Raw genomic sequence first — 12,468 nt, 5'->3', positions numbered from 1 at the left:
CCATGAAACATATCTATTTATTTCTAATTTTATTTTTCAGTTTTGTTTCGAGTGTATTCTCACAATTTAATAACAAAGGATTTGCTCATCCTCTTCAGATAGAACCTGTTGCTGTGTATTCCAAAGTGAGAGGAAACTTAAGTTACTGGGATAAAGATTACAACCAAGTCAAAGAAATTAACAAAAACTTTGGAGTCGAAGGCGAATATAAGTTTAGTGAATCTTTTTCAGTGATCTCTTCCGTCGGACGCACTGAATATTCACAAACGGATACAACCAAGGAAGTCACTTGGGACAGATACAATGTGGGTCTCAAGTATGGAAAAATATTCGATGCAGGCAATTCACAATTTCTGATAGGTGGTGGACTTCGGATTTACGACAAAAAACGAAATTCGTTATTCAGAGAACATGAAAATCCAGAGTATTATTTAATCCGTCCCAATTTTGGACTTGGTTATAAATACGGAATCTTCCAAATCATGACCGAACTTCGTTTCCAAACGGAAACAAACAAACAAGGACGTGAATCGAAATTGGAAGAATTCAAACGGTATTACCAAATTGGTATCGCACCATCTTTTGGCATTGCAGACTCAGTTCGTATCTTTACTGAATTAGAATACCGAGAACCGATTGATAAGACAGCCGATAAAAATCTTCGTTACTTTAATTTTTTCCCAGGTATCTCTATGAATACTGAGAGTATGGGAACATTTAGTTTCAGCTTAATGTTTGGTATGTTGCCAAAAGCAGATAATGCTATGGACCGAGGGATTCGATTTTCCTATTTTTACTTTTTTGACACCAACTAAATTCGTATGAAGAATTTCCTTTGTGTTGGATGGATTTTTTTTTTAGGAAACTGTCTGAGTATCCAAATTGGAAATCCATCTTTCACTGTTTTGCAAAACAAAGGTCAGTCTGGATGGTATACCCCTGGAAAGATTCCAGTACCAGGGGATACCTACGTAGAATCCTGTACCACAAATTATTTTGGTCTTGTGAGTGTAGGCAATGCTAGTTATGAGTGGGTAACAAAAAAGTCCCAATTAAAAGAAATCCATAGTGTGGATCATATTTACAAAAACCAATATTTCTTTTTCCAAGAACTTTGTTTGCGGGTGACAGGGATATGAAACAAAACATCGATTCATTGAAAGAGTTTTCGAAGAAATTAAAGAGTGGTTTGATTTATGAAGAAATTGAATCTAAACTAAAAGAGTTCCACTCCAAAAAGAATACAAAACCCAATAAATCACTTGATGCGTTGTCCTCAAAAATTCGAAAAAAAGAAGAACAAATCGAAAAACTTTATGATGATATCATCCTTTTACAAAACCAACTTTCCCATCTTTTGGACAAAGAATTGCAAAAATAAAATTTTCTTAATACCTAATATTCATAAAAATCTTAGTTCTTTCCTATTCCGTTTACGTCTTCAATTTCGTCTCCATCGCAATTTCCATTCACATATACTTTCTTTTAACAAAGGATCATTTTTGGGCTTTCGGTTCCTCCAATTCCTCATTCCCATGTTACTCATTCAATGTGCCAGTTCGGGATTTGGCACACAAGGTCTTCTGTATGAAAACCAAAGGATCTCAATGATGGAAACAGGTATTACTGCCACGAAAGAAGGTTTTTCCTGTTCGAAATCCTATTTAGGACTCGTGGCCTACGGAGACGCATCCATCGAAATGGCACAAAGGCAAGGAAACATCAAAGAAATTACGTCAATTGAATTAGAAACCTATAATTTCTTCGGGATTTACGCAAAACTATGTACGGTAACTAGGGGAAATTAGTCGAAACTAAGGATAGAGCCAATGGTCATGTGGAAAAGAATCAGATTGATATTTCTATTTGTTTTTTCTTCCGTACATTGTTTGCCGGAACCATCTCCCTCCTTACTAGGGATTCTTGTTTTACCTTTGGTCACCCAAACATCGGCAACCTTTACCATTGAATCTACAACACCTGCCAATGGAGCTACGGGTGTGAGTCTTTCTCCAACGATCACCATCATCATGACCCAGGCAATTGATCCCACATCTCTCAATACCAATATTTCCTGTTCACCTTCTTGCCCAAGCCTTACTGGTGGATCATCAAACCGTACGATCACTCTCACTCCAACAAGTGCACTCACATCCGGGATTACATATACAATTACCTTAAACCAAAACATCCAATCCACCTTTGGACTGACCTTAGGCACAAATACAAGTTTTAGTTTTACAACTTTATGAAATAAAAAAGCCGACGATGTTACGCCGGCTTTTTCAGAAATCCAATTCATTTAAAAAAATTTGGATAATCAAATTGGAAACTATCCTTCTGTTTCAGAAGGATAATCTCTTTTCGATCTGATAGAATGTATTCCTTTCTTATTTAAAGAAATTTAATACGATTCCACCTTTTGTCACAAAAAACTCAGCAAACACGAGTGATGTGATTGCCATCAGTTTAATGAGGATGTTGATTGCAGGTCCAGATGTATCTTTAAACGGATCACCTACTGTATCACCAACAACCGCTGCTTTGTGTTTTTCAGAGCCTTTTCCACCAGCAGTTTTTTCGATGTATTTTTTTGCATTGTCCCACGCTCCACCAGAGTTAGCAGATGAGATCGCAAGGACCACACCGGATACAAGAGCTCCAGCTAGAAGACCAGCAAGGGACTTCACACCAAACAAATAACCAACAACGATTGGGCTGAGGAGAACAAGAAGACCTGGAGGGATCATTTCACGAAGGGCTGCAGAAGTGGAAATATCCACACATTTTGCATACTCAGGTTTTGCTTTTCCTTCCATAAGACCAGGGATCTCTTTGAATTGGCGACGTACTTCTTTTACCATATCAAGAGCTGCTTTTCCAACTGATTTCATAGTCATCGCAGAGAAGATAAACGGAAGCATCGCTCCAAAAAGAAGACCACCAAACACCAATGGATCAAGGAGTTCGATCGAAGTTAAATCAATCGCACCCTCTCCCATTTCTTTGGAAGCATTTTGAGTTCTTGTGATGAACGCTGCAAATAAGGCAAGGGAAGTAAGAGCAGCAGACCCAATTGCAAAACCTTTTCCAACAGCCGCAGTTGTGTTTCCAGCTGCATCCAAAGTATCAGTGCGGTCACGAACATCTTTTCCAAGTTCTGCCATCTCAGCAATCCCACCCGCGTTATCAGAAACAGGGCCGTAAGCATCGATGGTGAGTCCAATGGCAATTGTAGAAATCATACCAATTGCAGAAATTGCAATTCCATACATCCCAGCAAGGATATTGGAAACTACAATTACAATCACAAGTAAGATCACAGGAACCACAGTGGATTTGTAACCAAGAGCCAATCCATAAATGATGTTGGTAGCAGCACCTGTATCACAAGCATCTGCAACTTCACGTACTGGTTTATAAGAGTGAGAAGTATAAATCTCTGTGATCCAACCAATGAACATACCAGCAAACAAACCTAATGCGACTGAAGTATAAACATTCCATTTTGTGATGGTTTTGTCGCCGATTTGGAAACTATCGATCATGAATAGGTCAGTTGCGAAATACAAAGCTCCCGCTACGATGAATGTAGAAATCCAAAGTTGGAGTTTGAGAGCTTTTTCTACGTTTCCACCTTCTTTCACTCGCGCAAAAAAAGTTGTGATGAGGGATGCAGGAATTCCTATCGCAGAAATTAAAAGAGGATAAAGAAGAGCAGAGTTATTGTCTGCTAAAGCTGAAGCTGTTGCTCCAATCACAAGAGCCGCACAAGTTGCTTCCGCTGCGGATCCAAAAAGGTCAGCACCCATACCAGCAATGTCACCCACGTTATCTCCTACGTTATCAGCAATGGTTGCTGGGTTACGAGGGTCATCTTCAGGGATTCCTTTTTCCACTTTTCCAACTAAGTCGGCACCAACGTCAGCCGCTTTTGTATAAATACCACCACCCACGCGACCAAAAAGTGCCACTGATGAACCACCAAGACCAAAACCAGCGAGTGATTCCATGAGGATGTGTTTGGCAACAGCAGGATTGGAACCAGTAAAAAGTAAGAAAAGACCAATCATACCAAGGACAGCAAGGCCGATGAGACCAAATCCCATCACAGCTCCAGAGTCAAAAGCCACTCGGAATGCTTTGGAAAGGGAAGTTTTTGCCGCTTGTGCCGTTCTTACGTTCCCGGCTGTGGCAATCTTCATTCCGATAAATCCGGAAAGGCAAGAAATGAGAGCTCCCGAAACAAAAGCGACTGAAGTGTAAATTCCTTCATTGAATTCTGTGTTGGGATTATCTAATAATAGGTAAATGAGAACTGTCATGAAGCTGATAAAAAGCAGAATGACTCGGTATTCTCTGAGAAGGAAGGCCATAGCCCCTTCTGCGATCGCGGCGGAGATTTCTTTTAATTTGGCGGTTTCTTTGTCGTTGCCACCCTCTGCGCCCACTTGGATACGTATTACCCGAGCGGCGTAGAAAATCGCCGTGGCGATGGAAACCAGTGCCATGACGATAATGATTAACTCTACATTCATGAGATCCTCTTTGAGATTGTTTATTTGTATTTCTAAGATATTTTAGAAGATGACCGATGAGAATCCATAGATGATACTTCGGTCTAGGAGAATATGGCAATTTAGTGTTTTGGTAACAAGTCTATTTCTTGTTGTACCTTCAATTTTAGCTGAACCAGAGCCCTTAAATCCCGTTAAAGCGTTTTATGGTTACGAAGACCTACTGCGGATGGCAGAGGACAAAATTGTCCAAGAAACTCCCGCCAAAGCGTTTGATTTTCTCATCAAAGCAAAAGAATTAAATCCAGACCCCGACTACAGGTATTATAATCTATCAGCCCAGGCTCACATGAAACTTGGGCAAATCTTTGATGGGATCCATGCCTATGAAGAATCCATTAAACGGAAAAAAGACCAATTAGATTTGGTCTTATACATTGCCGATTTTTATGAAAAAGAGAAAAAACCGAGAGAAGCACTTTTTTATACCAAACTGTATTTAGAACAAAAACCAAATGCAAAGTACAGATTGTACTTGGCTGCCATCCTTTCCCGTCAATTGGGATTGGAATCCGATTATGAAATGTACATCCAAACATTGGAAAATGATAAAACGTTTGTTTCCGAAAAAGATGCCTTACAAACAAGCCTTCTCAAAAACATCAAAAATAGAAAATGGAAAGAAGCAGATGATTTAAGTTTACGATATCTTGTTTACTTTCCACGAGAAGAAGGCATGTATGAAACTTTGATCTTAGCAAGGCGTGGTCGAAATGCGGATTCGCTTGAACAAGCTTACATTTGGACTTCTACAATTTTTTTAAAAGAAACAAGATACTTCACACGTTATGGAGTTTACCTCCAAGAAAAACAAAGGTATTTAGAATCACTAACTTTGTTCCGGCGGGGATTTTACAACCTTCTCAAATATGATCCCAATTCAGATGCCAAAGAAATTTTATTTCTCATCCGCCAAAGTTATGCGAATCTCGGAAAAGACCGTGACACCTTAGCAATTGATTCCTTAGTCAAAGATTTCCAAAACCAAAAGCAACTCACTGGATCTGATCTTGAAAACCATGTTTCCACCTACCGAAAAAATAGAGAATATTTGCTTTTTGCCATCCATTGGTTTTCTTCACGGAATGAAACCAAGGCAAATGAATACCGAAGGAAACTAAAGGAACGTGATTTGGAATTTGAAGAATCGGAATTCCTTCGTGTGATGGGCCCATTTGCAGCTCTCCCCCAAGAGTTATAAGGGAAACGAAAGATAAGACTTACCATTGCAATTTCGAATTTTGCATTTGATACTTAATTCGAGATTAATGAATCTCCTTCCAATTCCAGACTTATTCTCTAGGAATTGAAAGGAGTTCTATCTTACGAAAAGATCTGCTTAACTGTGATACTTCTTTTTATCATCAATTAAGGATTGTACAACAGATGGATCGGCAAGTGTACTAATATCACCTAACGTATCAAATTCGTTGTTGGCAATCTTTCGTAAAATGCGACGCATGATTTTACCTGAACGAGTTTTAGGAAGTCCTGGTGCCCAATGGATCACGTCGGGCCTAGCAATTTTCCCAATCATTTTTTCCACCATGGCGATGAGTTCTTTTTTCAATTGGTCGTTTGTCACAACCCCTTGTTTGACTGTGACATAGGCATAAATCCCTTGGCCTTTGATATCATGTGGAAAACCAACCACCGCAGCTTCTGCCACAGATTTGTGTTCCACAAGGGCACTTTCTACTTCTGCTGAACCAATGCGGTGACCGGAAACATTGAGCACATCATCCACTCTTCCCGTGATGCGGAAGTAACCTTCTTTATCGCGGTTTGCCCCATCTCCTGTAAAATAATACCCTTTGAATTGCGAAAAGTAAGTATCAAAAAATCGTTTAGGATCTCCATACACACCTCGCATCATGGATGGCCAAGGTTTTGCGATACATAGATTCCCTGAAATTTCCCCTTTTTCTTTGATCTCCACCCCTTCATTGTCCACTAGTACTGGTTGGATGCCGTAGAAAGGCCAACTTGCCGAACCAGGTTTTTGCGGAATCGCACCTGGGATTCCTGAAATCATAATCGATCCCGTTTCTGTTTGCCACCACGTATCGACTATCGGGCATTTTGATTTTCCAATATTCGCATAATACCATTCCCAAGCTTCTGGATTGATGGGCTCTCCCACAGATCCAAGTAACCGCAGTGAAGCGAGTGAACGTTTTTTGATTGGTTCCAGTCCTTCACGCATAAGTGCCCGAATGGCCGTTGGAGCCGTATAAAAAACTGTGACTTTATATTTATCAATCACATCCCAAAATCTTCCCATGTCTGGGTAACTGGGAACTCCTTCAAACATCAGGGAAGTTGCACCATTCGAGAGAGGCCCATATAAAATATAACTATGTCCTGTGATCCATCCAATATCTGCCGTACACCAGTAGGTATCAGTGTCTTTATAATCAAAGATAGTTGCAAATGTTAGATTTGCACCTAACAAATATCCAGCGGTTGTATGTAAAACACCTTTTGGTTTTCCAGTAGAACCAGACGTGTATAAAATAAAAAGTGGATCTTCCGAATCCATAGGAACAGCAGGGCATTCCTTTTTTACCTCTGGGTCTTTCATCAGGTAATGGTACCAGTGGTCACGACCCTCTTTCCAGTTTAGATTTCCTTCGTCACCAGTTCGTTTGACAACAATAACATCATTCACTTGGAATTTGGTTTCTGATAGAGCGACATCCACATTTTTTTTCAGTTCAATTGGTTTGCCACCACGGTATCCTCCATCAGCTGTAATGACGAGTGTAGGTTTACAATCTTCAATCCGACCAAGTAAGGCTTCTGGTGAAAATCCACCAAACACAACAGAATGCACTGCCCCAATGCGAGTACAAGCAAGTGTAGTAATGGCAAGTTCAGGGATCATCGGGAGGTAAATGAGGACACGATCCCCTTTTTTCACTTTGAACTTTTTTAAAACATTGGCAAAGTGATTCACCTCTCTGTGTAAGTCATGGTAGGTAAGAACCTTTGATTCGTCTGGGTTGTCTCCTTCCCAAATCAGTGCAGCTTTGTTTTTAAGAGGCGAATCAAGGTGGCGGTCTAAACAATTATAGGAAACATTCAGTTTTCCACCAACAAACCATTCTGCTTTGGCTTTTGCAAAATCATGTTTTAAAACCTTTGTCCATTTTTTAAACCATGTTAGGCGTTTAGCTTGTTCGGCCCAAAATTTTTCTGGTTTTTCAATGGATTCTTTGTATTTGGCTTTGTATTCTTTTAAGCTAACATTTGCAAGTTTGGCGAATTCTTTGGATGGTGCCACGATTCTTTCTTTCGGCATAGTGTCCCTCTAGAGGAAAAAGACTGAACTTTTTTGGAAAAAAGTCCAGCATGAATCGTAAAAAAAGAATTTAAAAAATGAACTTAGTGGGAACCGGTTCGGATCAGATCTAAAAATTCACTTCGTGTGGTTGGATCCGATTTAAAAACCCCAAGCAAACTAGAAGTGAATAATTCCGAGTTTTGTTTTTCGACACCTCGCATCATCATACACAAATGTTTTGCTTTGATGACAACTCCTACTCCAAGTGGGTCCAATGTCTCTTGGATCGCCTGTGCAATTTGATCGGTAAGTCGTTCCTGAACTTGTAACCGACGTGCAAATACGTCGACAATTCTTGGAATTTTACTAATCCCAATGATTTTTTTATTTGGAATGTATGCAACATGTGCTCTTCCATAAAAAGGAAGTAAGTGGTGTTCACATAAAGAATACATTTCGATATCACGAACAAGCACCATTCCCGTTGTACTCTCTTCAAAAATCGCCCCGTTTACCAATTGGTTGATGTCCGCTTTGTATCCACTGGTTAAAAAGTCATACGCCTTTTTGACTCGGTTGGGCGTTTTCACAAGACCCTCTCGATTTGGGTCTTCACCAATTTGTTTCAGGATTTCTTCGATTAAGTTTTCCATCCGATTCCTTTTTGAAAGTAAGTTCTATGTGAACCTGCCTTTCAAAATTTGAATGCAGAATATTCACTACTTATTTGACTAGACTTGGCTTCTTAGGAAAAGATACATTTCCTTTTTTTGATTCGAAAGGACATAATCATCAAACAAATGCAAAAAAAAATTGGCTATGATGCAAGGATGATCGAAAATTCTGGGATCGGAATTCGCATCCAACATATATTAAAATTTTGGCCCTTAAGTGAAAAGGACGCCAAACTTTACCTATTCGGAGATCCTATTCTTCTCAAAAAATATGAAGTCCCCAAACATGCAGAAATCATAGAATACAAAACAAAGATCTATTCTCCAAAGGAATTTTTGGGCCATCCCTTGATGGCAGAAATGGATGTATTGGACATTCCCCATTTTAATGTTCCACTCAAGTATCTTCGTAAATGTATCGTTACCATTCATGACTTAATTCCTTATCACTTTAAGGAAACTCATAACTCCATTGTAAAAAGATTGTATTTACAAATTGTTTTTCGTTCCATTCAGTGGTTTGCTAAAACCATCATCGCTGTTTCGAATTACACCAAGGAAGATTTAATCAAAAGTTTCGGTTATCGTAGGGATCGAATCACTGTTGTTTATAACGGGATTGATTTAAAAAATTTTTCAAAACGATCAGAGACCCAATTGGAAGTGTTTCTCAAAAAACAAAAATTACCAAAAGAGTATCTCTTTACCGTTGGGATCGGTAAATCTCATAAAAATTTTCCATTCTTATTAACACAATTGGAATCGTTATGGAACGATAAACAACTCAAACTTCCCCTAGTGGTGGGAGGGATCAGTAAGGAAATCCCAAAAGATTTGTTGGAATTCCAAAAACAAAATCCAAAACGAATTTATTTCCTCCCTCATCTGCCATATAATGAGTTACCTCTGGCTTACCAAGGGGCTACCTTGTTTGTGTATCCATCTTTATTTGAAGGGTTTGGGTTTCCCGTTTTGGAGGCACAAGCGATCGGAACTCCCGTCCTTTCTTCGAATGCGACCGTGTTACCTGAAGTGTTAGGAAAAGGGTTTGAAGCATTTGATCCCAAGGAACCAATTTCCTTTTCCAAACAAGTTCTTTCCCTACTCAAAGATAAAACTCGCCTTGTTGAGTTACGCAAACTCGGAAAAGAAAATGCCAAATCGTTTACTTGGTCGTATGCAATGAAAACTCTTGAAGTTTTGTACAAAAAACAATTGGGATAGTTTCCGAAAGCCCCTCAAAATTTTGATTCAAAGTTCGTGTTCCTTTCAAATATAAATTATGTCTCTCAAATGAGGACCATTCCCATTGGAAAAATTTGGAGTTTTGACCAGGAAAATTTCTTGTCATTCTACCAAAAGACCAAGAGACTGATTCTCAGAACCATGATCAAGTGTCACTGTGCAGAAGTTTTCTTTGAATCCATCTTAAATGTTGTCAAAGAAACGAATCGCCCTATACTAGAAGTTGCCCGTGAGATGGGAGCGGCAGATACTTGTACGGCTTGTGTTCCGGATATGTTAGCCTTCATCGAACGAGAATTGGAAGGCCAACTTGCAGGAAATACAAATCATTGATTCCGATTTAATCGGATCCCTCGTCACAAAAGCAAAACAAGCAGAACGAAAACGGACAAACCATAACTTCCATGAACAAAAGGAAGTGTACCAAAGGTTTCTCAATGTATTATCTAAAAATACATACATTTCACCTCACAGACATTTGTCGGATCCAAAACCAGAAACCTTTGTTGTATTAGAAGGTGAAATTGGATTTTTAATTTTTTCAGAAGATGGAAATATCAAAGAATCTCACAAATTATCTTCGAATGGACCAAAACGAGGAATCGATTTACAACCTGGTGTTTGGCATAGTTTGGTCTGTTTGACAGATGTAGCTGTTTGTTTCGAAGGAAAATCTGGTCCCTACGATCCAACCGTCGATAAAGAATTCCACCCGAAGTATCCACTGGAAGGAGATTCTAAAGTCAAAGAAACGATTCAATATTTTGAGTCCCTATTTATATGATGGGAATTGTTAGGCGCATCTATCATTATTCAATTGTATTCATGTTAACGATTCCATTTTCTTTTGTTTGTAAATCTTTACCTTCGATTGTTCCCGTAAAAGACCACACTTTGGAATCCATAGTGTCTGATGGGATCATCCGCAATTTCCGATATTACATTCCAAAAAATAGAAATGAATCCAAGTTACCTGTTGTATTTGTTTTACATGGTGGTGGGGGAAGCGGTGAGGGAATGATTTACCTTTCTCGTATGACAGAAAAAGCGGAGGAATACGGATTTATTGTCGTTTATCCCGATGGATATGGGAATCGATGGAATGATGGAAGGAATATTCCACATTCTCTTACAGACAAAAGAAACACAAAAGATGTTCAATTTTTTCGCGACATGGTCTATTTCCTCGATAAAAAAATTCCAGTGGATACAAGCCGTATCCATGCTGTTGGTATTTCCAATGGTGGTTTTATGACACAACGTTTGTTATGTGAAGCAAGTGATTTGTTCCGTTCTGGATATTCTGTTGCTGCAGTAACATCAAAAGGACTTACTGAAATTTGTCCCAAACCACCAATCAAATCAATTGGTTTTATTATGGGCACCTCCGATGATGTTGTTCCTTATAAAGGAGGAATCGTTTCCATTCCAAAAGACATGAGTCCAAAAGCAGAACGAATTCCTGCTGGAGAGGTATTATCATTTGTAGAGTCACTATCGTATTGGAGCTCTGGTTTTCCCTGCAAAGAAGAAATGAATACAAAAAAACGTCATATGAATCGTTTTTGGAAACGAGACATTGAATATTCGAAACTGTCCGATTGTTCAGGCGATGAAGTAGTAGAAGGTTATTTAATTCCTGGTGGTGGGCATATTTGGCCAAATGGGTTTTACTACCAAAATGAAAAACAATATGGATACCTTAGTAAGGACTTGGATACGAGAGAGATTGTGTTACAATTTTTCCGAAAAACAGAATCAAAACAAAAGTTGGTAAACAATGCATCATTCGGAAATTAGAAATTTATCCACTGTATTTACCACATTAGAAACAGGTTCTGGTGACCCTGTCTTATTTTTACATGGTTTTCCTGATAACCATAAAACTTTTTCACCAATCATGGAATCCATCGCAAAAAAAGGATATCATTGTGTAGCACCTGTAATGCGAGGATACGAACCATCGACCATATCACATGCGAATAAATTACATGTTGTTGATTTAGTGAATGATGTTTTAGGATGGATGGATGATCGCAGATGGGATACTGTCCATTTGGTAGGACACAATTGGGGAGCTATCATTGCTTATGCGGCAGGGATGTACTATCCCAATCGTTTTCAATCCATCACAAGTTTAGGAGTTCCATTGCTCAAAACCTTTCAAGATTCTTTTTTTTGGGCGCCGTTACAAACATTTCATTCTTGGTATGTTGCATTATTTCAAATTCCCTATATAGCAGAATTAACCATTCGTTCAAATCAATTTGCCTTGGTTGATTTTTTATGGAAAGACTGGTCACCAGGATTCACTCCGAACCAGGACCATTTGGCTGAAATCAAATCGAATTTTCAAAATCCAGGTATCCTTTCTTCGGCTCTGGCATATTACAGAAACCTGAATGATTTATTCACAGAATCGGGAAGAGAAAGTATAGTAGGGATTTTTGATACACATATTACAGTTCCCACCCAAGTGCTTTACGGTTTGAATGATGGATGTTTTCATAAAAATTTATTTGAACACTTACTAGATGAATCTGATTTTCCTCGTGGATTTCGAAAGATTGGCTTTGATCATGCTGGTCACTTCCTCCATTGGGAAAAAAGAGAAGAGGTAACCAAACTTATCTTAGAGTGGTTAGAAAAAAATAGATAGAAATCTCACCAAAAAATCGTCATATTG

Annotated in this window: 14 protein-coding genes; 11 read left to right on the top strand and 3 right to left on the bottom strand. The window is 38.9% G+C overall.

Translation table 11 applies throughout. The features are described from left to right. The first annotated feature begins 2 nt into the window (after positions 1–2). The 5 genes from CH354_RS05335 to CH354_RS05320 all read left to right on the top strand — a co-directional run bounded on the left by CH354_RS05335 (position 3) and on the right by CH354_RS05320 (position 2,252). Entirely contained in the window at positions 3–815 is an 813-nt protein-coding gene (locus CH354_RS05335) for a hypothetical protein (protein WP_100725637.1), read from the top strand. Positions 816–821: 6 nt separating this feature from the next. Then, the gene (locus CH354_RS05330; RefSeq protein WP_100716090.1) at positions 822–1,139 is read left to right on the top strand and encodes a TRL-like family protein; all 318 of its coding nucleotides are present in this window, start codon (positions 822–824) and stop codon (positions 1,137–1,139) included. After that, positions 1,136–1,381, top strand: a complete 246-nt coding sequence (locus CH354_RS18270) for a hypothetical protein (protein ID WP_125169749.1) — start codon at positions 1,136–1,138, stop codon at positions 1,379–1,381. The genes CH354_RS05330 and CH354_RS18270 overlap by 4 nt, the downstream gene beginning before the upstream one ends. A gap of 121 nt (positions 1,382–1,502) precedes the next feature. Continuing rightward, on the top strand, positions 1,503–1,808 hold the full coding sequence (locus CH354_RS18435; RefSeq protein WP_239671101.1) for a TRL-like family protein: 306 nt from the start codon (positions 1,503–1,505) through the stop codon (positions 1,806–1,808). Positions 1,809–1,829: 21 nt separating this feature from the next. Next, a complete protein-coding gene (locus tag CH354_RS05320; protein ID WP_100725635.1) occupies positions 1,830–2,252 on the top strand; it encodes an Ig-like domain-containing domain in 423 nt (140 codons plus the stop codon). Positions 2,253–2,390: 138 nt separating this feature from the next. Here CH354_RS05320 and CH354_RS05315 read toward each other — a convergent pair whose 3' ends face one another. Beyond that, the gene (locus tag CH354_RS05315; RefSeq protein WP_100725634.1) at positions 2,391–4,538 is read right to left on the bottom strand and encodes a sodium-translocating pyrophosphatase; all 2,148 of its coding nucleotides are present in this window, start codon (positions 4,536–4,538) and stop codon (positions 2,391–2,393) included. 109 nt (positions 4,539–4,647) lie between these two features. Between CH354_RS05315 and CH354_RS05310 the strand changes: the two genes are divergently transcribed. Continuing rightward, on the top strand, positions 4,648–5,778 hold the full coding sequence (locus CH354_RS05310) for a tetratricopeptide repeat protein (RefSeq protein WP_243395970.1): 1,131 nt from the start codon (positions 4,648–4,650) through the stop codon (positions 5,776–5,778). A 138-nt stretch (positions 5,779–5,916) separates the two neighbouring features. Here CH354_RS05310 and acs read toward each other — a convergent pair whose 3' ends face one another. Next, the gene (gene acs / locus CH354_RS05305) at positions 5,917–7,881 is read right to left on the bottom strand and encodes an acetate--CoA ligase (RefSeq protein WP_100716095.1); all 1,965 of its coding nucleotides are present in this window, start codon (positions 7,879–7,881) and stop codon (positions 5,917–5,919) included. 83 nt (positions 7,882–7,964) lie between these two features. After that, positions 7,965–8,516 (bottom strand): GTP cyclohydrolase I FolE, encoded by a 552-nt coding sequence (gene folE / locus CH354_RS05300; RefSeq protein ID WP_100716096.1) that lies wholly within the window; start codon positions 8,514–8,516, stop codon positions 7,965–7,967. A 147-nt stretch (positions 8,517–8,663) separates the two neighbouring features. On the opposite strand from folE, the gene CH354_RS05295 reads away from it, so the two are divergent. The 5 genes from CH354_RS05295 (at position 8,664) to CH354_RS05275 (ending at position 12,441) form a co-directional block, all read left to right on the top strand. Then, positions 8,664–9,761 carry a glycosyltransferase family 4 protein gene (locus CH354_RS05295; RefSeq protein WP_100725952.1) on the top strand — a complete coding sequence of 366 codons (1,098 nt, stop codon included), beginning with the start codon at positions 8,664–8,666 and terminating at the stop codon, positions 9,759–9,761. Positions 9,762–9,923: 162 nt separating this feature from the next. Beyond that, entirely contained in the window at positions 9,924–10,115 is a 192-nt protein-coding gene (locus CH354_RS05290) for a (2Fe-2S)-binding protein (RefSeq protein WP_100716258.1), read from the top strand. After that, a complete protein-coding gene (locus CH354_RS05285) occupies positions 10,093–10,566 on the top strand; it encodes a WbuC family cupin fold metalloprotein (protein ID WP_100725632.1) in 474 nt (157 codons plus the stop codon). The genes CH354_RS05290 and CH354_RS05285 overlap by 23 nt, the downstream gene beginning before the upstream one ends. Positions 10,567–10,607: 41 nt before the next feature. After that, positions 10,608–11,582, top strand: coding sequence for a CE1 family esterase (locus CH354_RS05280; protein ID WP_243395969.1), 975 nt, complete (start codon positions 10,608–10,610; stop codon positions 11,580–11,582). Continuing rightward, the gene (locus CH354_RS05275) at positions 11,563–12,441 is read left to right on the top strand and encodes an alpha/beta fold hydrolase (RefSeq protein ID WP_100725630.1); all 879 of its coding nucleotides are present in this window, start codon (positions 11,563–11,565) and stop codon (positions 12,439–12,441) included. Before CH354_RS05280 ends, CH354_RS05275 begins: the two co-directional genes overlap by 20 nt. Positions 12,442–12,468 lie beyond the last annotated feature (27 nt).

The sequence above is a fragment of the Leptospira levettii genome (genome assembly GCF_002812085.1).
GTDB classification, from domain to species: Bacteria; Spirochaetota; Leptospiria; order Leptospirales; family Leptospiraceae; genus Leptospira_A; species Leptospira_A levettii.
Note: the sequence above shows the minus strand (reverse complement) of the source record. Positions and strands in the feature narration are given on the sequence as shown.